Consider the following 20,020-nt stretch of genomic DNA (forward strand, 5'->3'; position numbering starts at 1 on the left):
CCAGTTTAATTTTTTGCCAAATAAGCCATTATCTTCTGGTTGGGCAACTTCTTCTTTGGCCAGACCGTTAATGTTACGCTTGCTTTTTGCACCAGGTTGCCTTTGGCATCGTAACGGTAGTACCATTGGTCGTCTTTCAACAGTTTACCTCCTTTATCATAACGCCGGTCACTGCGATCAGCAGTTTTATATAAGTTCCCGGTTTCATCAGGATTTTTATATATGACTTTGCCGTCATCGCTATAACTTGCGGAAGACAGGCTGCCAAAAGTATCATATCTGTAATTGATGCTGCCGCCCGTAATGCTATTTAAGCAGCTGTTGAGTTTATCATTTGGCCCCCAGGCATATTGTTTAAACGCGGTAATGGAACGACTAGCTTCAACCTTCTGACTGATTGGATGGCCTTCGTGATCATAATCGAAAGTAGCTTTTATCCCGCCGCTTAAACTGCGGCTGGTTTCCTGTCCGTTTTTATTGCGGCCAATACTTGCAGTCCATTCTGCTGATCCACCACTTTTTGCGGCAATGCCATTCAGGTAACCTATTTCATCATAATCGTATTGAATATCTGCGCCTAATGAGCTTTTTAAACTGGTTAGGTTGCCAAAAACATCATATTGGTAATTGATCTGGTAACCATCCTGTATTTCCTGGGTAACCATACCCAGTGGATTCCGCTTGAAATTAACTAAAGAAAAGTCGTTCTCTGCAGCAATAAGCAAACCGAGTTTATTGTATTGGAAAGCTTCGTAGGTACCATCTTCATAGCTGCTGTACACGAGCCGGCCGCTCAGATCGTAATTGTGGTAAATGGCCTTACCATCGGCCTGTATGGTTTTAATAACCTGCCCATCCTGATTGCGGATATATTGTTGTTCCTGTCCATCAAAGCCAATTTCTTTTACCACATCATCGTTGGCATCTCTTAAAAAGAGATATTCTTCGCCTTTTTCGTTGGTAATGGCCTTTAAGTTTTCCCATTGATCGTAGGTAAAATGTAGGGTCTGGATGTTCTGGCTGGAGGATTGACTGCTTCTTTTTTGTGTTTTTAGGCTACCCATAGGCGTATAAGCCATGTACCATTCTTCACGCCCATCAGTGGCGTAAACCGGAAGATCGTAGGCATCGTATTTGAAATGTAAGGCTTCTTCTCCAAAATCTTTTATCAGGGTAACACGGCCCATTTCATCCCGCTCCCAAATTGTAGTTTGATCACCATCAGGACTAAAACGGATCAACCGCCCATAATCATCATAAGTCCAACGGCGGCTGTTGCCTTCGCTGGAAACCGATTCGATCAGCTGGTTTAAATTGTTATAAGTCCAATGGATTTCGTGACCGTCATTATCGCGACAAAATACCGGTAATTTTTGCTCTTCGTTATAATAAAAATCGACTATCCGACTGTCTTTTTGAACATGTTTAAGCAATTGGTTCTGCTCATTATACAACCAGGTTTCGTTTGAACCGGCCGGATCACTGCGCAGAATGAGGTTATTGTTTTCATCGTAGGCATATTGATATTGCTCGCCATCTGCGGTGTGGTAAGTGGTAATATTGCCCTGATCATCATATTCGTAACCGATTACCCTTCCTTCAGGGCTCGAAACCATTTTTTCTTGATTATAGCGATCGTGCTCATACCAGGTTTCGCCACCCAAAGCATCTACTTTTTTGTACACCAGATCGTTTTCATCATAATAATAACGTTCTATTTTACCGTCGTGGTAGTACACTTCGTTATAACCTTCTTCAGGGAAATAGCTTATCGATCCGCTCATAAAACCGTCTCTGCCCTCAGTGTGGATTACGCGGCCCTCTGCGTCATAAGTCCAGAAATACGCCATGCCGTTTCGGTTGGTTCTTTTAACTACTCTATTATGGTCATCGTACTCAAAACTGATGACTTTGCCTGCCTGATCGTATACTTTGACCATGTTGCCACGCTGATCGTAATCGTAACTCACCAACAGATCGCTGGTATTTTTATAATGATAATAAATAGCAGTAATTGCCGTACCGGCTTCATTATGCTGCATTTCGAGTACACGGCCTGAGTTTTCGACAATCCGGGTTAAAAGCTGTTGTTGATAATAAAAGGTAAGCTGACTGCCATTGGTGTATTCGATATGATTGATGCGGTAGATATCACCATCTTGCCCGCCACTAAAAAGTGTATACGTATAAATATCCTGATGAATGGTAAGTACCCAGGTATTTTCATCAGGTCTTTCCATCCAGACCTTTTGTGCACGATCATATTGTTTGCCTGAATATGGCTCAATATAAGGCAAGGGCATCACCATATTTTCGGTAGGGTGACTAAAACCTATAATGCCAGCTTCATAATCCGGATAAATATAAAGATCATAATTACTGTATACCTGGTTGCCCAGCATGCCCGCATAAGGTTTATCACTACGCCATACATTGTTCCAGGCCAGTGTTTGGCCACCGGGCAATTCGAAATCGGTCCACTCGAAGAACATGGCTCCGGTAACAAAATTAACAGGTTCCAAGCCCCAATGACAAAGCTTTTTAGATATCGGGTTGTTTTTAAAAAGTCCACGTAATACCTTATTAACCCCTTTAAGTGCCCCTTTAGCTAAAGCTCCCCCAATTTGGTTAGCCCCCTCATGATGCCAATGGCTGCAAAACGCATTAAATACTCTTTCAGTGTATAATTATGTGGTGCAAATGTACCTCCAACCAATACGGGTTTGCCGGTATTAATCTGCACGTACATGCTTAATAAATCGCTGTAAAAAGCAAAATAAGCCAATGGATTTTTCTTTAATTTACCTGGTACAGTTGGTAGCGGTTTTAAACCCATGGGTGGGCACCAGCAGGTAAGAACCTGGCCCGGATTAGATCCGCTCATTTCTGATCCCTGCCCTTTTACCGTGGTTGATCCCCAATATACTTCACCTTCGTGTGGTGAACCGGGTATGTTTACAATAAAATAAACCGGTATAGAACTAATGTGCCTGAAAGGAAGCAAAATCCCCATTACACTGGTAGTTGTGGTTGCTTTATGCCTGCCATGCACATAGATCGACCCACCCATTGGGATACTGGCCGTACCAATTAACCCCTGTGCAAATTTCGGGATAGGAATGCTGAAATGCAGGTAATCCATCGGATCGAAAACCATCCCGATAAAAGGATGTGGTAAAGGCAGTGGAATAAAACCGAATGAAGGTGGAATCGGAATGGTTGTCCAGTGAAAATCGATAGCTAGCACCACATCGAAATGCTTGCTTACATGCTGCACCGCCGTATTGGCCATTGCAGGTTTTTTGGCTTTTAAAAGCTTTAAAGGGCTTTTGGATGCAGGTGGATTACTTCCTGGTGCAACACCACCGCCACCGCCTACCGCTTTGGGTTCGGCTTTGGTTAAGCTTGCAGATAGGCTTACTGACCTATCGGTAGACATATTCGGTTTACTCGCTTTAATCTTTTTCATCTGCATTTTATTTAGGGTGATGCATCACCAATCATCCTTACGATAATGGATTGGCATGGTTAGCAGGCACTTCTGCCATTGATTTCCAATCTTCTCCATAATCCTGCTGCATCTCCAGATCTAATTTTTTCCCTTCGGGACTTTCTTCACCATATTTTTTTAACATGATCGATGCGGTATAAGCCATCGAACTTTGTCGCCTTTTTTCAATCGGCATTTTCTTTGCAATTTCAATGCATTTCAGATAATAAGCCATTGCTTTGGCAGAACCAGTTATTTTACTTTCAGAAAGCTGGCCCAACAAGCGGGTACATTCCATGGCAATAAAATCGTTCTCAATAAATTCTGCAATTTTAATCGCCTTTTCAAAATACCTTTTGGCTTCTTTCTTACCCGAATGTGCCAAAAGGAAACTACCATAACTCATGTGGATATGTGCACTTAACAGCGAACTTTCTCCAACGCGGGCCAAAGCCAGTTCGTATTGTTGCCGTGCTTCTGCCTTTTTGCTTTTTACGGCTAAGCTCTGCGCCAGCATGATCCTTGCGGCAACCACGGCCTCATGTAAACCTTGTTTTTGAGCAATTACAATTGCACGTTCCAAAACTGCATTTGCCTGTTCGTGTTTACCTTTACTTAAATAATTACTGGCCGTTAATATTTGTTGCTGGTAATCGGCTTCAGGATCGTTCTTTTCGCGGTTGGTATGCGCGGCAGCATTTTGCATCAACTGGCTTACATCAATATTGACCCTGAATTCGGTTCCCTGTTTTAATTTTTTTAATGTGCGGTGTGTATGGTGCTCGGTATATACCAGCTTAATATTTTCGTTATTTAAGGCTTTTACACAACTGCACCATTCGTTAATCCATTCAGAAAGGCCTGCTATATCAATAATTGTTGTAGGCGCAAGCTGAACGTATATTTTTTCAACTTTAAATCAGGATAAAGGTTACAGAGCCGTTCCAATGCAATAACAGGCACATAAGCGTCTGTTCTATATTCTAGTGTATTTTCATCTGAATCAACATCCCAAATAATCCCTTTTCCGGTATCTTTCTGCCATAAATCAAAGATCTCTTTCCATTCTTTAACCAAACTTTCTCCGTAATCATTTTTACTTTGAAAAACCTGGTAATGGAGCAGAAACATATCATCTGTTCTGCTTTCTTCGGTTAACTGGTATTTAAAATAAGCCTCAAATAAATTTACCTCATGCCGCTCACCCAGGCAAAGGAAAAGTGTTTCTAATGGATACTTCCTTACTACTTGTTGCCATTGTTTATCTATTTTAAATAATTCGAGTTGTACCGGATTCATTGAGCCTTAATGTCGAAAATTAGTTTAGATTGATCGTTCCACTGCTGATATTCGTTTCACTTTCGCCGCCTACATTGATTTTTTTCGATGCAAGGTTCGCTTCAGTTTCCCCGCTCATGGAAAGCGTTTTGGTGCCGATATCCAAGGTTTGTGCTTCTATACCAATGCCAGAGGTTGGTGTCCCATCTTCTGGTCCTACACCAATGCCGATACTGGTTTTGGCAGAATTCCCGATGTTCTCACCAAGGGTTAAAATGTCTTTCCCTTTGATGATAATCTTGCCGTTTTTATCCATAAAAATGCTGCTCTCGCCACATTTAATCAGGATCGATTCTTTGGTTTCGAAAACGGCTTTACCTGCTCCGTCGAGCTCGATAAAATTACTGTCTTTATCTTTCATAACCATACCTGCCCCATCATCCATGGTTAACGTATGGCCGCTTTTAGAAGTTAAACTTTTGCTGTTATTGCTGGCACTGCCACCACTTCCGCTTTTGCCATGAAATACCGAACCCAAAACAATCGGACGAGCAATATTTCCCTCCTCAAAAGTTAGCGCTACCTGATCGCCGATTTCAGGAATAAACACAAAACCCCTGTTTTTACTCACTTTATCGCTGCTTCCTGCATCAGGGGTAATTACCCGCAGCCACTCGGTTACATCGTTGGTTTTACATTCCCATTTAAATTTCACCTTAATGCGGCCTTGCCCTTGTGGGTCGGCGTTATCAATCACATCTGCGAGTTGCATATCGGGATTTGGTTTAGTGTAATTTTTCACCGAAAGCCGTTCTGTTGTGGCTACCACTCCTTCGAAAGTATTGTAATATTTTCCAGTACCATCAATATCGTGATTAATAGTAGTGATTAAGAATTTACCCAGACTCTCCGTAGAAAATGAAAGTTCCTTTCTGATGCTCATCGTAATTTCGGCAATACTGCCAATACCCAAAGCAGCATTATCGCCACTGGCATTTACCTTTAAAAGGTTGCTGATATGTGCTTTTTCTTCGTTTTGTACATGGCTTTTAATATCATTGCTATTATCAACACGGATAAGTGCAGGTTGATTAAATGTTTTGCTGTACATGGTGTTTGATACCTGTATGGCATGTGACAGGTCTGGTGATCCATCACTAACGCCACTACTTTCGCTCTGCAACATTTCATCCTGTTTAGGGTTATAGGCAAAACGTTTGTTTTTAATCGGCGCAATTTCCATGGCATACTGCAGGTTTTGCACATCGCGGCCATAAACAAGGGCAACTTCTTTCTGATCGTCAGGCTTACCGAAATTCAGTTGTTTGCCATCATAATAAAACCATTCGTGGTATTCGCCCGAGAGTCTGTTCAGGAAATCAAAATCACTTTCGCGATATTGAATCAGGTAATCAATCGGTTCTTTTCTGACCGCGTTGGCTACGATTTTAATATCATTCGAAGGCACATCTGAAGTGGCAAGATTTACAATGCTATTTAAATCTTTATCAAGATAAGAGCCTAAATCGGGCCCGCGATCAATCAAAATGGTTGGGCTATATCCACTCACGATTAGTACACCATGATAACCATGGCTCTGCGCCAGTTCTACTTTGGTTACCAAACCTGTAAACTCTTGTAAAGCGCCAGCATCATAACCGAAAGAAGCGGTAAGGGTTTTCCCTACAAAATCGCGACTATCATTTAAGCTGATCATTCCAGGCAACCCCATCTGATCGTGGTTAAACCGCAACTCAAAATAATGATGGGCATTAAATGCCTGCTTTAAACTGAAGGAGGCAAAATGGGTAATTGCCTTATCTTCTATATTTATTTCGGTGATTAATTTCTTTTCCATATCAACTCAATAATAGTTTATGACTACCTGAACATTCCATCGCGAAAGGTTAAAACGTTTCTTTTTCCATTAAAAACAGCCCCATTTTTTGTTTCGTTAACCTCGGGATAGCCGATGGTTTTATCTTTAGGGTTATATTTCATGGCCAATTGGGCCATAAGTTTTTCTTTATCCTCACCTTCTTTGACGTCGGCAGAAGCAAACAACTGGTTTTTAACTGTCTTCTCGAGTTTGAATAAAGGCTTTTCAATACTAAATTCTGAATGATTGATGGTTAGTACATGGCTTACACTATAGGGTTCCGTTCCGCTCATTTGGCCATAGCCTGTAAAAAGATATGTTTTTTGAGGAGCAGTTTCTAAACTGTATATATGTTCAAAAAATGGAGTTGGACTCCCTTCGTCATCTTTATCTTTGTAAAGGTTGTTAAATGAGATTGCGGTAGGTGCATTATTTTCGTTTTTATACTGAACAATGTTCTGTACATGCCACATAGAGCCCGAATAGGGAGAAAGCCAGTAAAACACCTTAAGCTTTTTGTCATCAGCAATTAATACTTTAATTTCGTACGCTTTTAACGAGCCAAAATCATTTTCAAATGCATTTGGCTTCTCGAGCGCACTGATGAGTGCTTTAATAAAAGTTTCTTCAGCTTCAGTATTCCCATCACTGAGGTAACGCTCTCTTGAAGCAAGCATTTTAGCCGCCAATTTTTCAAGCGAGTCTGTTTCGGTAGACCCAGCACCTTTATTGCCTTGAATGACAGAATCGGCATTATATGCTGTACTTTGCCTTTTATCTTCATGTTTTGCACCGCATGAAAAGAATAGAAATACCAGAGAGAAAAATAAAATGCCTGCTATTTTCATACTATTGCCTTGGTATATTAATTAATCCCCTGTTTTCCATAGCCTTTAAAATGACGGCTGTTCCAATTTGTTTATTTATATAATCGAGGCTAAAAACATGATCTCTGGGGAAGCCTCCTTTAGTATATAGGTTAGAGCCACCCCACAGATATGGCGAATTGATGTTATTATTTTGATAAGCCTTTGCTATGCCATTATATTGCTCTAAACGCAGCAAAACCTTGGGCAAAGACCATACTGTTTCCTTATCTAAACCGCGTAATTTTAAAGCGTCAACAGCACTTTCCTCAAACGTAAATGGTGGACCATGACTAATTTTTGGCCGGTTTGCAGGGTGCTGCCTGGTAAAGCCACTTAGTGGATCGCCATTGTGCAGGTGTTTGGTAAAATCAGAATTGCTTTCCCTGTAATGTACGCAGGCAATAAAATACCATGGTATGCCCGTACTTTCAGAGAAAACACTATTATCTACAAATGTTCTGCTAAAAAAACTGTTTCCAATTTTTGGATTTCTTTTGAGGAAAAGATCGTCAGGTTCGGTTACAAAGCAGGTACTGCGATAAGTATATTCGGTTAAATTAAGCAGTTTATTTCTTACCGACTGATATCTTGATTTATTGTTTAAGATTTTATCATCAATAATCCGGTTGATCTCTGCAGATTTTAACGGAGAAATTGTACAGGAATTAAACAGCTTTATATATTCTAAATCGGTAGCCATAGGTAGCTCTTTTATCATGCCCAAAAACAAAAAAATCGTTATTAGTGCCAGCTTAGCCGGAAACTAATAACGATTTAAATCGGATTAAGCTTTTGGCCAATCGTTTTCGTGTTCTGCATTGCCCAGTTTTAGTTTACGGGCAGATACCACAAAATTTAAAGTCATCGGGGTATTGTCGTTTACTGCGATACCCTCATTATATTGAATGATGTAGGCATCTTCAAAAGTAAGCTCCTTCATCTTTGCATCTTCTTCGCCTTTTTTGAAGGTAATGCTACCAGCCTGTGGTTTGTACTGGTTATTAACCATTGATTCGATTACTGAAGTATCTTCAGTTGATTCAATTTCGATGTGGATGGTACCACCATAAACACCTGAGGATGGACGGCCTTTCGCGTCAACATCTCTATTTAATGAAAAGCTGCACTGTAGTACATCAAATTCTTTTGATCCTAAGTTTAAACGGGTTTTGAATGCCATTGTAGTAAATTTTTAATGTTTTTAAATGAAATAGTTTTTTTAGCAAATGGTTTGGCGTTAAGCGCATGGCGTCAGGCGTTTTATTTGCCTTAAACCTTCAACCTTCCTACCCTCAACCTCTCTTTAGGCTTTTGGCCAATCGTTAACGTGCTCGGCGCTACCTAATTTAAGCTTGCGGGCTGAAATCTGGAACTTGAGCGTCATCGGGTGATCGCCAACAATGTTTATTCCTTCGGAATATTTAACAATGTAGCCATCCTCGAAATTAACTTCTTTCATTTTGGCATCTTCCTCTGATTTTTTGATCAGCAGTGTTCCTGTAATGGGTTTATACTGGTTATTTACCATCGCTTCGATAATTGAAGTGTCTTCGGTTGATTCGATCTCAATATCGATGGTACCGCCGTAAACTCCGGAAGAAGGTCTTCCTTTAGCATCTACATCTCGGTTTAACGCATAGGCACAGTGAAGCACATCGTACTCCTTGCCTGAAAAGTTTAATCTAGCTTTGAAAGCCATAGTTTTAAAATTTAAAGGTTAAATAATTGGATTTTTCGTAGCCTCCGCTACATTAATTATAAACCAAATATTAAGCCAATTATTGTATATCTCACTCATATATAACGAGTAACCGGCTCGATAAAATTTGAAAATCTTGGCTCACGCTATATAAAACGCAGATTATTACCAAGAAAAAAAATGTATTTTTTTTGAAATTAATTTCCGTCTTATTTCTACTACATACAAGAGTTCAAAGCATTGTAGCATTTTAGGGCAGGTTGTTGCTTTTTGGGGCAATTGAATTGATTACTGTCTTAATTTTTAATGTTATGGGTTAATTTTTTTGATTTCCTTACTTCCAGAAAGCTACAAGTGCCAAATAAAGAAAAGAAAGATTAAATGCCAAACATATGATTATCAAGGCATCAGCTTTATCTGAAGTACAACAGAAATTAAATATAGAAATGCTGAAACTGGAACCGTTAACATAAATGCGAATAAAAATCGGAAAAACTGGGTTTTGGCATGATCAAAAGCATTGATAAAGTTGTAGTAAAAGCCCAACATATTAAGGCCTAAAAACATAATTGCTAATATCAATAAGCTTGTATTTTCAATTATGTAATAGTTGGCTTTTGTAATTACATCAAGTACAGTTCCTAATGCATTTTTGAAAATCAATAACGGTATCCCGAAAACGGCAAATAGCACACCTATATAAACGATCCAAAAAAGTTTTTTTCGAGAACTTTTCAGTCCCACCTTCTTTGTAACTCTTAACTATGGTTTTGTTAAAGCGTGATGGCCTGAAACTGTATAAAACGATAAGGAAAAAATAAAATTCAAGCTGGAAAATGGTCAGTTGATAACCATCATTCGTGTTCCCAATCAATTTTTCATAGGCGCTTTGAATCATACAGGAATAAAATAATGAGATACGGCATACACCTAAAAAAAGTAAAAAAATAGTATACGTGATTTTTTTGGCAATCATACCTTTTTAACATGAAAAGAGGTGATTAGGGCTAAACCTGAAGACTGACTATCAGATTTTTTTTGCAAGAATAAAAATCGGGGGGCTGCTTTATGCCCTATATTGCAGCTGTAGTTAGTAAATATTTCAATCATAACTAAATCAAATCAGTGTTAGCCAGGTCGTGTTTGAATGATACAGGTTTTCCATGAAGGGATTATCAAATAAGGCATTGGCGATGAGATAAATTGAAAAAAATATACTGACCAGCCAGAGTAAACCAAAAAACACTATACCCTAACCAAGTGCAAAACCCATCTAATTTTGATCTTTTTTATCAAGATATCTGCGAGAAGGAACAAAATAGCTGTAGGAATACTGATCACAATGCCAAATTGTGTGACTATTTTAATACGGCCTTTAACGTAATTGACTGAGCGAGATTACCGAAAATAAGAATGAAAAGTAGCGTAACAATAAGGGTTGATAATAAAAAAACGATTAAAAATTTAACCAATACCTGGATCTTATTATTTGCAACGTGTTTAGCATTTCGTTATGATCATGTTAGCTGATGTTATTTACAATTAATTGCCGAACTTATTTTAAGTTCCTTTTAAATCCGGATTTAAATGTTAAAATTCCATACATAAAAAAAATGAAATGGTAATAATGGGTGAGCCATTTTGAGAATAATCCTCAACCACGTAACTTTATCTAGCTTTTAATACACCTCTAACTTATTGCTTCCTTTAACCCTATGCAATTCCAATCCATATTGTTTTCTTTTTCCTTCCTGATCCTTGGAGTATAAGGGAGTGACCCCATTTGATGTAATTAAACCAACTAATTTTCCATTAGGGTGGATAAACAATTTGTAATCAGTTAAGGGTTGCATGTAACCTTTCGATGAGGAGATGCGTTTCTCTAAGGATTCTAAATATTCCTTTTGCTTTTTCTCATCCATATATACTGAAACCATTTCCCTCTCGCGCGATTTTTTATACAATTGAAGATAGTCTTTATGATTTCCCTCATTAATTATATTATGAACATTTTGATAATATGCTAACACTTCAGATAATAGTTGAGCAGGATCTTCTTTAGTTAAACTTAACGAATTTGTAAAACCTTCTAGTTCATAAGGCACATCAGCATCAAATGTCCAGGTATAAACCAATGAATCTGCTGGCTTATCGATAGCGGGAAAGGAACATCTTTTCACATTTTTAACCGGGGCAGCTGCACCATTTTCTGTATAAACAATGTCAATAAAATAATCTTTTACATCTTTAGGCAATATTTTTGAATTAGGGCTTAAAGGTTTTACCACGAGCATTATATTTTGAACGCCTGATTTCGATATATATGGATTCAAATATTCAATTCCGCTAACCACTCCATTCTTCCTGTTTCTGACCATGCTTACGCCATTAAAAATGATATCGAAGCGACCACTAAAATCATAATTTGCAAAATAAGTCTTTTTCATTTTTTCTTTATATTTATAGTTACCTGCTATTTTTTCTTGCTTAGCCTCTGTACAGCTAACTACGAAAAGTAACGCGAACAATGGGATATATAATATTTGTTTCATCAAAATTGAATTTTTTTAGTTAAGTCTATTTTAGGGACTAGACTTTTAACAATGTCCGGTTCTCCATCATTATCGTTTGGATTTAAACTGGCCTTAAACCAAACTTCTAGTTTTACTCCTGAAAAATAAAAATCTATATCCACTCCCCCATCCTTAATTTCAAATGGACAGGTAAGTTTGACATAAGAACTTGCTTTTGCACCAACTCCTACTTCCGCAATCTTTTTCTTTTCATCTAAAACTCTAGCATTAGCATCTTTAACCTTCGCTAATATTTTTACCGAGGCACTGATCTCAATTTCTCCTAAAATCTTACCTTCAATACCACCACTAAAATCTAGTTTTCTATCGACAAAATTGTACTTTGCATTTGCATGTCCCTCATAAATAGGCTCTTTAGTTTTCAGATCAGTTCCCGTTTTTTTACCCACTAACTTAATTTGAGCTTTAAAACGAACCTCTATTTTATAATCAAATTCTACTCTTCCTCCGCTAAAAACATTAGCTGCCCAAGAAGCAAGATCTAAAGCATCCAATATTAGGCCCCAAGGCTTTAATTTACTGCCTAATGCAAGTATATCTAGCTTAACATTTGCTCCAATAAGAGGATCAGCAACTAATCTTCCCTCTAGTTCATAACTAATTTTGCCTGATTTTGAGCCGGCGAAGCCAATTCCTAACCCAACACCAATATTTGGAGCTTCCAGTTCGAAGCTCATTGGTAATTTTTTCAATCTACTTAAAAGGCCCGTATTTCCAGAAGTTCTAATACGATTATTTTCATTTCTAGCCTCACTTACTCCCAAATCTCCATCCAATTTATTCACAATCCATAATAGCGGAGAAAGCATTTTTCTATATTTTTCTCCCATTTCCTTTGAGAGACTAATTATATCATCTTCACCACTAACCTCACACTCTACCCCCAAAGTAAAGGAAGTTTTTCGCCCCTCCTCTACCTGACCAGCATTATTTATTATCCGCTCTCTAATATCCACTCGAGTGGCACTATTACTTGTAGTTATATTCCTTCCTTCATAAGAATCAGCATAGTGCTCAACTAACGAAGCTGTTGGCTTATAGTAGATAGGCGTTTTTATGTTATAGTTGAAATTGAATACCCATTTCATATCTGGGTATATATTTATCCTGGCAATTTGATTGGGATAACGACATGTTGTTACCGGTACAAAATAGGTTTGATAAATCTTTTCCTTATTAATTAGCTTTAAGAGATACCTGATTACCCAGATGTTTTTTACATTTTTAGAAAGCGCTCCCCCTCAAAAGCTTCTTGTGTTCCTAAATAATCGGCGATCTTACTTTCATAAACCTTGTTATAAACATAACCCAGCTCCAAAGAAACTGTATCCTTTTCAATCTTATAATCTTCATCTGTGAGCCCCTGTACTTCTGCTACTGAAATAAGTTTAAATCTGTCCATACTGCCAGCTGGGTTTGGTAAACCTTTTGCTTGCTGATCATCTGAATATTGCTTTTTATAAGGGTCATCTGTTTTAAGCTCAGGCGCTTTTTTTCCATTATCAGGATGGTAAAACCTAAAACTACTCACTGAACTAAAATTCAACAATTGATCCATTAATCGGCCAGTAAAACCTGATGAAGGTCTCCACTGCCCAACAATATATTGCATCTTAAAAACATCTTCAGGCTTTTCATGCTTATGTCCATCATTAAGTATACCTTCACATTTGTAAGCACTTCCAATGTGCATAGACTCTTCAGGGCTTTTAGCATCCTTCTTAAATTTAGCTGTAACGGTTACTTTTGTTTTTTCTTTATCGCCGGCTACAATCTCAAAAGTATTAAGGGTGCTATCTTTTACTTTACTTGCCAACTGATTTTCATCGAATATTACAACACTTCTTTCTCCTTCTTTTATAGTTATCGTAGAATAGGCACAGGGATTATTTTCTTTTTTTGTGTAATTAATATCCCCAATGTATTGGATCATATTATTCTTCTCGATCTCTTTCCTGTCGAGAAAATCAGACATAAATTCTGCGGAAACCTTAAATTCGCTGTATATCGGATCTTTCTCCTTTTGTAAGGCTTCCATTCCCAACAACTTAGCGTTATATTTTGATAAACTTTTAGAAGGTTCGAGTGCAAAGTTTTTAATAATTGGATCCTGTACGCTATTATAAGATATTACTCCTGCAATCTCCTTTTCTTTAGTTTCATACAGTTCGATAATAGGTACAAATATTTTTTCCTCATTTTCATTTTTGCGCCAGGCAACATCAATTATAAAATCGATGTTGATAATCGTATTGATATTATCTGCCTTATTATAGTCTATAAACCCCAGTTTTTTGGTAAAAGGTTTTTCCATAACATTATGTTTTTCGAAATCGCCTGTATCTACAGCCTTTAATGCATCTTCCTTTTTTAACAAATATATTTTTGCCTCATAATTTCCTTTTTTATTGATATTATCAGGATATTGATGCAACAATATTTGAAGATGCATAGCATCACCGTACCTTCTAACTTTTTCACTCTCATTAAAATAGGCATAACTGACGCTTGGGGTACTAATGTAAGGTATAATGAAGAAATGAAATTCCTGATCGGCATTATCGTTAAAAACAACAACTCTCTGCTTGAAGCCGTAATAGTAACTGGTCCCCTCCGGACTAATACTGAATTTACTTGCTTTTTTATATTGTTTACCAATACCTTTTTCAACAATAAACTGATTTTGTCCATTTCCAATATCAGCCCAAAGATCATTTTGCTGCCCTTGACTGTCTTTTATACTCGCATAGTAATTTTCATAAATAAATGCCCATTTCACATCAGGCGATAAAATGTGGTCGCTAAAGCAGGTTTCATCTAAAAAGAAATTTATATTGGAGCTGGCTTCTACCGTAATGGTTTGCCCAGGATAGACCAATTGTTCTTTCATAAAAGTACTTAACTGGCCTGTTACTTCAATTTTACATGCTATTACTTTTCCCATAATTATTCGGCATTTAAAAACTCATATGGATCCTGCTTGTCCAAATCCGTCATATTGATTAAAGGATTTACATTTGCCTGAAGCTCTTTATCAGCATTTTTTAAATTTTTACTGCTTGGAACACCAATCTGACCGCTTTTAACAATCTCTACACATGGGCTACCAGCTACTGCACAGGTTGCCTTGCTATCTTCTAAAATAATGTAGCCACCAGGCGGATCGTATTTTTCTTTCTCATAAAAACCATCCCATTTAGTGATATTTGGCACACAAGGACTATTATTCATTTTGGCGCAAGATCCAAATGTCTTTTTTTAAAGGGCACTCCAATATCCTTATTGGTAACAATAAGTTTCTCTTTTGCTTCATGATCATTGGCATACCACTTTTTATGGCTAAGTACCACGAGCTGATCCGGAGTTGTACCAAACTGACATTTGCAGATTGCGCCCTGAACTACCTTTTCTTTTAGTGCCATATTTATATCTCTTTTAAAATTAATCTCCTACCAAAGCATCTATAAACTTCATCAGTTTGCTTTTCTTGTTCTTTGGTTCATCATCTACGATGATGTTATGCTCATCTGTTTTTGAAACAGCATTGATTTCATACATCGTAAAATATATTCTTTTTTCTAAACAGATATTCTGTTCATGATCTTTATAATAAAAACTAAAATAGGCCGTAGTATTGGTCATAAATAAATGCCTGGCATCGAGATCAAATACTACATCCAATTTCATATAGTACTTCTGATTTTCATCTTTTGCCCCACTTAGAAATTGAGGGGCCTCCATTTCGTCCGAATTAAAATTTACTTCTAAGGTATGATATGAAGTAACCTGCCTGTTAAAATATTGTAAACCCGTAAACCTAACCGGAAATTTATAGGGTACAACAGCAAGATGTAGATCTGTTCTTACACCGGCTGTACCATTATATCCAATGAATTTAGGATGAAAAAATAAATTCCAGAACATATCATATTTCATTGATTTTTCAATCAATGCTTTGCTTCCAAACTTTATATCCGCAACACCTATCAACTTATCAACCGTCTCCCCTCATATTTGTCTGCAATCCGTTTTTTATTGTGATTCCAACGGCTTAAAATTTGATCATGATTGGTAATTCCCCTTACCGGCAAACCTTTATTGTTAATTACACACTGCACAGGATAGATTGATCTCGTTATTGCCTGCGATAAAATTTCGCTAATCAGATCTGGTTCATGCTGGTTGAAAAATACATTTTGTTTATCGATATCTATTTGCCAGCCGTTATGATGTGCATCAATTTTCACATCAACTTCGTAGTCTATTCGTTTATGAGGTAATTCATCATTTCCGGCATAATATTTTACAGAAACACCATATTGCCGCTCTTTTAAATAAGCGTATTCTGATGATTTGGAACTTATATTTTCAAAATTTATATTCATTCTGGATCTTACTGTTGTGACGGTAAACTGAAGATTAGGGCAAATGCACAATAAGCTATATTTTAATAATACTTGTATTGTTTAAAAATTACGGTTTCAGGATTTTTTTCGGCTAAATTGTTATAAAAATAAATTTTAGTTGGATTATTGTGCGCATCAAAATCTTTCATCACCATAACCTCGACACTTTTTACAACTTCATTTTCCTTACGTTCGTTTAGGGTAACGGTCTTCTCTATCCTATTATTCTTAATAAAGTACTTGTAATTGTTCGTTCCCACAATGTCGCCCTGTTTAGATTGACTTTTAACTATTCTGTAATTTTGATCGGTGGTAACCATCTGGGCCTGAGTTGTATCACTTTGATTTACAATATTATAGTTCAAATCATCTAACCATACATACTTATATTCCGTTACTTCCGTTTCTTTACCGTCAATGCTGATATGTTCCTTATAGGTTATATTTTTTCCCTGTCCAGTATAAATCATTTCATATATGATTACCATACCATTATCATTTTTACGTTTTCTATAATTTACCACGCCATTTCCCTGCCTATCAAATGTCAATTTGTACTTTCCAAAAAAGTTACTGGTATCTGTAGGAATAACTTTTTTACTTACTTTACACAGGTAAGTAGATACTTCCTTTACTGCTCCCTGAAGACCGTATTCTTTCTTTAATGAATAGCCCTTCGGTTCGCTATGTTGCGCGGTGCAGTTCGAAAAAGAAGTATTAAATTAAGTAATAATAAATATGTAACTTTCATTCGGGTAGAATTATCTTTAGATCATTGGGCTATTGTTCCTGCCAAAAATCAATCTTTGGAAATGTCAAATTATTTCGGCCTTGCCATTTAGGAAAAACGTAACCTTTTGGAAGCGAATATTTAGAAAAGTCATATTTTTTGGTTTCATTATTCAACTTCGGAGCCCTGAATTTCATAATCATATCTTCTTTATCCTTTCCCTGGATCATAATCTTTCCAAAAACATAAGCCTGCCCAGGAATTTCTTTATCCATCTTTATTAAAATCCTATCATAACCATAATTTTTAACAGCCTCGCCAGATGTGAATTTTTCACTAAAATTATTAGGCAACACAATTTCTGCCTTATACCACTGCTCATTATCTTCTGAAATCCATTGGATGGAAAAATGAACTGGCAACTTATTTTTTATTTTACCAATTGATGGCGTATAATTTGTATTGTGTTTTAACATTACTAGGGTATTTTCTTCTTGATCATAGCCAATTGTTGTTCCATCCTCAGAATAACCTGTAATCCCAAAACTGTAGTTTTTATCTTCTTCGCTACTAAATCCAATATTATAATTATATTCTTTCTCACCCACTTCCCAAACATGATAGGGAATGCCGTGTAGTTTAATGTAACTTAGTATGTATTTTGCTTCATCGCCTGTAGATGTCCATATGGTAATACCCCTGTTAGGATCGTCTTTGCTCATAGTATCTATTGCTTTGGCCTTAAATTTGGCTATTTCAGTTTTTATAAGGCCGGCTTTCATCCATAAGGTTACATTGCCACCGGGAGCCATTCCGGTTACGATTAAGCTATAGTTTTCCATATTCCCTAAGGGATCTCTTACTTTACTTTTAAACAGCGATAGCATTTTCTCCTTCGGTAATTTAAAACCTCCTTCATATTCAATCAGGTCAAAACCGCAATCCCATTTTACAAAAACACTATCTGGTACTGGCTTAAAGTCATCGCCACTAGTAAAACCACCACTTGTTTCGCCCCAGCCCGGATTTATACCTACTGTTGAAGATGCACCCGCAAGTTTTACGCCCTTATAGAAATAGCTTACAGACGGATCGCCGGCTATATAGTTTTTAGGTGCAGAAAACCCAGCATCCCAATCAAATTTTTCTTTGGATTGGCAACTTGCCAACATTGCAAATAAAATCAAAAAGCTATTTAGGCTGATAAATTTCTCTTTCATAGGTAACAGTTTCGTTTGCAAAATGATAAGGCACTGGTCGGTTAACAAAACCCAAATTACCTAATAGGTAGTGATCTCCGGTTTTTACACGAATGGTATCGAATCCACCGTAATTTGCCGATAGGTGTAAATATTTATTACAAATGTGTTTTCGCATTTCTGCCGGAATGTTGTAGCTGCCGTTTTCGATACCCTTTCCTTCCATCACATTCAACATCAGCGACAAGTAGTCATTAAGCACAGCATCTGTAATTTCATATTCAAAGTATTTTTTTACATCAGGAGCCTTCTTATAATCATCATAAAAAGGAACCTGGCAATTCAGTGCTTTTTTTAACATGATATTCATCGGCACGAGTGCATAATTGTTGGAAATATACCGTTCATCAACCAGCATGTAATGGTCGGATACTTTAGACTGACTGGCTTGATAATAAGGACTGCTGGATAGTGTTTTACCTCCATCCGGAAAATCTGCTGGCCCATCTATATTGCGACTTGAATATACAGCACCATAAGGACTTATGGTACTACTTGTTTCCCTTACGTGATCGTAAGTATTTATAAATTTTATTTGATCTTCATTACAAAATCCCTGATTAATATAAAATTGCCTTACCGCCTGTTTTTCTTTCCAGGTTTTGGTGTCGTTTGGTTTCAGATCAAAATAATCGAGAACGGTGGTATATTTATCTAGATTTGCATAGCCACCGCCTATATCAGAGTGTGCACCAAGCATACTGATGGTATGGCCTGCATTGGTTGGAGTAAAAGCAAAATTCTGTCTCCATTCCGAATCGGCCTTAATGTGAAAAATATTTTTTATCCCTAAACCGCCAACTGCAGTTTTAATATCCTTTAAACTTTCTTGTATGAGTGGGGCCATTAATGTAAGTGGTATGGCCTTATAACCTAAATTTTCTTTAACGATACCATCAGAAATTACCGTTTCAAACACGCCTAGAAACCTAATTTCAATTGAAAAAGTTTCACCAACTGATTTAAAACCATTTTGCTGTAGTAATCTTCCTAATAATCCTCCTGCCTGTGACGATACGATTTGTTTACCAGTCATGATCCGTCCTTTAGAATCGTAGGGATCTCTTATCATTTCGTGTGTATAGGATGCTTTTTTCTTCACTTCATTACAAAAATGCCTCGCCGCAGCTGCACCCCTGCTAAAACCAAAAACATCGAAAACAATTTTATTTATTTTTTTTGCTTTAACAACGCCTAATTGATTTTTTACCAGATCTTTTATTCCTTCCTCTACCCGTCCAATAATTCCTCGTGGTCCTCTGGCCAGAGCTGAACCTGCTACATCATCCTCCAAGTTACGTTTGGTACCTATCCCTTCTACATATTGTTTTAAAATAACATGTTTACCGTATTCTTTATGTAATTCATCTGTATGTTCTGGATTTTTTCTTCTTTATATAAATCATACAGTTTAACCACATTAGAGTACGGGTTCCAGTAACTATCCCGATCTGATATTTTAACCTTTGTTACTTTGCCATTAACATCTGTAATTGTTTTAACGGCATGGGCAGGGATGGTATTGGCAATATATTTAACATTATTTGAATTGATCTTGCTGTAATATTCCGCTTCAGAATTAAATCTGTTGTTACCCGTTCCATCAAAAAACATCCCTACATATACGTTAACAGCATTTACCGGTTTTGGAGCTGTTTGTGGTGTGCCATGGCTTACTCCCTCATTAGCCCCTTTTTGCTGCACTTTTTTTCCAGCAGAGGAAACGATACTTTCTTCTGAAAACATCTGGTGATTGCCTTTCGAAACTTTAGTATAGCTACCACCAACAATTCTTGATCTACTCATAAGTCGATTA

Annotated in this window: 20 protein-coding genes; all 20 read right to left on the reverse strand. The window is 37.3% G+C overall.

Annotated features, from left to right (window positions below):
* Window positions 1-5 precede the first annotated feature (5 nt).
* Window positions 6-2,522, reverse strand: coding sequence for a DUF6531 domain-containing protein (locus ACQ86H_RS27970; protein WP_431293204.1), 2,517 nt, complete (start codon window positions 2,520-2,522; stop codon window positions 6-8).
* A gap of 86 nt (window positions 2,523-2,608) precedes the next feature.
* Complete coding sequence (locus ACQ86H_RS27975) at window positions 2,609-3,469, reverse strand: hypothetical protein (RefSeq protein WP_431293205.1); 861 nt, start codon at window positions 3,467-3,469, stop codon at window positions 2,609-2,611.
* 37 nt (window positions 3,470-3,506) lie between these two features.
* Window positions 3,507-4,196 carry a hypothetical protein gene (locus ACQ86H_RS27980; RefSeq protein WP_431293206.1) on the reverse strand — a complete coding sequence of 230 codons (690 nt, stop codon included), beginning with the start codon at window positions 4,194-4,196 and terminating at the stop codon, window positions 3,507-3,509.
* A gap of 158 nt (window positions 4,197-4,354) precedes the next feature.
* On the reverse strand, window positions 4,355-4,789 hold the full coding sequence (locus ACQ86H_RS27985) for a hypothetical protein (RefSeq protein ID WP_431293207.1): 435 nt from the start codon (window positions 4,787-4,789) through the stop codon (window positions 4,355-4,357).
* A gap of 19 nt (window positions 4,790-4,808) precedes the next feature.
* Window positions 4,809-6,626, reverse strand: coding sequence for a type VI secretion system Vgr family protein (locus ACQ86H_RS27990; protein WP_138819440.1), 1,818 nt, complete (start codon window positions 6,624-6,626; stop codon window positions 4,809-4,811).
* A gap of 23 nt (window positions 6,627-6,649) precedes the next feature.
* Complete coding sequence (locus ACQ86H_RS27995) at window positions 6,650-7,495, reverse strand: hypothetical protein (protein WP_138819439.1); 846 nt, start codon at window positions 7,493-7,495, stop codon at window positions 6,650-6,652.
* Window position 7,496: 1 nt separating this feature from the next.
* A complete protein-coding gene (locus tag ACQ86H_RS28000) occupies window positions 7,497-8,216 on the reverse strand; it encodes a hypothetical protein (protein ID WP_431293208.1) in 720 nt (239 codons plus the stop codon).
* 84 nt (window positions 8,217-8,300) lie between these two features.
* Window positions 8,301-8,696: a type VI secretion system tube protein TssD gene (gene tssD, locus ACQ86H_RS28005; protein WP_138819437.1), complete on the reverse strand. Its 396-nt coding sequence runs from the start codon at window positions 8,694-8,696 to the stop codon at window positions 8,301-8,303.
* Between the two features lie 123 nt (window positions 8,697-8,819).
* Window positions 8,820-9,215 carry a type VI secretion system tube protein TssD gene (gene tssD, locus ACQ86H_RS28010; protein WP_025141870.1) on the reverse strand — a complete coding sequence of 132 codons (396 nt, stop codon included), beginning with the start codon at window positions 9,213-9,215 and terminating at the stop codon, window positions 8,820-8,822.
* Between the two features lie 1,679 nt (window positions 9,216-10,894).
* Window positions 10,895-11,767: a hypothetical protein gene (locus tag ACQ86H_RS28015; RefSeq protein ID WP_138819436.1), complete on the reverse strand. Its 873-nt coding sequence runs from the start codon at window positions 11,765-11,767 to the stop codon at window positions 10,895-10,897.
* Complete coding sequence (locus tag ACQ86H_RS28020) at window positions 11,767-12,897, reverse strand: hypothetical protein (RefSeq protein WP_431293209.1); 1,131 nt, start codon at window positions 12,895-12,897, stop codon at window positions 11,767-11,769. The genes ACQ86H_RS28015 and ACQ86H_RS28020 overlap by 1 nt, the downstream gene beginning before the upstream one ends.
* Window positions 12,898-13,025: 128 nt before the next feature.
* Window positions 13,026-14,753: a hypothetical protein gene (locus ACQ86H_RS28025; RefSeq protein WP_431293210.1), complete on the reverse strand. Its 1,728-nt coding sequence runs from the start codon at window positions 14,751-14,753 to the stop codon at window positions 13,026-13,028.
* Between the two features lie 2 nt (window positions 14,754-14,755).
* Complete coding sequence (locus tag ACQ86H_RS28030) at window positions 14,756-15,022, reverse strand: hypothetical protein (protein WP_431293211.1); 267 nt, start codon at window positions 15,020-15,022, stop codon at window positions 14,756-14,758.
* Window positions 15,023-15,036: 14 nt separating this feature from the next.
* Complete coding sequence (locus tag ACQ86H_RS28035; RefSeq protein ID WP_431293212.1) at window positions 15,037-15,231, reverse strand: PAAR-like protein; 195 nt, start codon at window positions 15,229-15,231, stop codon at window positions 15,037-15,039.
* A 19-nt stretch (window positions 15,232-15,250) separates the two neighbouring features.
* Window positions 15,251-15,745 (reverse strand): hypothetical protein, encoded by a 495-nt coding sequence (locus ACQ86H_RS28040; RefSeq protein ID WP_431293213.1) that lies wholly within the window; start codon window positions 15,743-15,745, stop codon window positions 15,251-15,253.
* A 50-nt stretch (window positions 15,746-15,795) separates the two neighbouring features.
* On the reverse strand, window positions 15,796-16,194 hold the full coding sequence (locus tag ACQ86H_RS28045) for a hypothetical protein (RefSeq protein ID WP_431293214.1): 399 nt from the start codon (window positions 16,192-16,194) through the stop codon (window positions 15,796-15,798).
* Window positions 16,195-16,256: 62 nt separating this feature from the next.
* The gene (locus ACQ86H_RS28050) at window positions 16,257-16,703 is read right to left on the reverse strand and encodes a hypothetical protein (protein WP_431293215.1); all 447 of its coding nucleotides are present in this window, start codon (window positions 16,701-16,703) and stop codon (window positions 16,257-16,259) included.
* Between the two features lie 292 nt (window positions 16,704-16,995).
* The gene (locus ACQ86H_RS28055; RefSeq protein WP_138819431.1) at window positions 16,996-18,165 is read right to left on the reverse strand and encodes a DUF2931 family protein; all 1,170 of its coding nucleotides are present in this window, start codon (window positions 18,163-18,165) and stop codon (window positions 16,996-16,998) included.
* Window positions 18,137-19,540, reverse strand: coding sequence for a phospholipase effector Tle1 domain-containing protein (locus tag ACQ86H_RS28060; protein WP_431295491.1), 1,404 nt, complete (start codon window positions 19,538-19,540; stop codon window positions 18,137-18,139). Before ACQ86H_RS28060 ends, ACQ86H_RS28055 begins: the two co-directional genes overlap by 29 nt.
* Window positions 19,534-20,010, reverse strand: coding sequence for a hypothetical protein (locus ACQ86H_RS28065; RefSeq protein WP_431293216.1), 477 nt, complete (start codon window positions 20,008-20,010; stop codon window positions 19,534-19,536). Before ACQ86H_RS28065 ends, ACQ86H_RS28060 begins: the two co-directional genes overlap by 7 nt.
* Between the last annotated feature and the right edge of the window lie 10 nt (window positions 20,011-20,020).

It is taken from the genome of Pedobacter sp. P26 (assembly GCF_050632135.1).
In the GTDB taxonomy this organism is placed as follows: Bacteria; Bacteroidota; Bacteroidia; order Sphingobacteriales; family Sphingobacteriaceae; genus Pedobacter.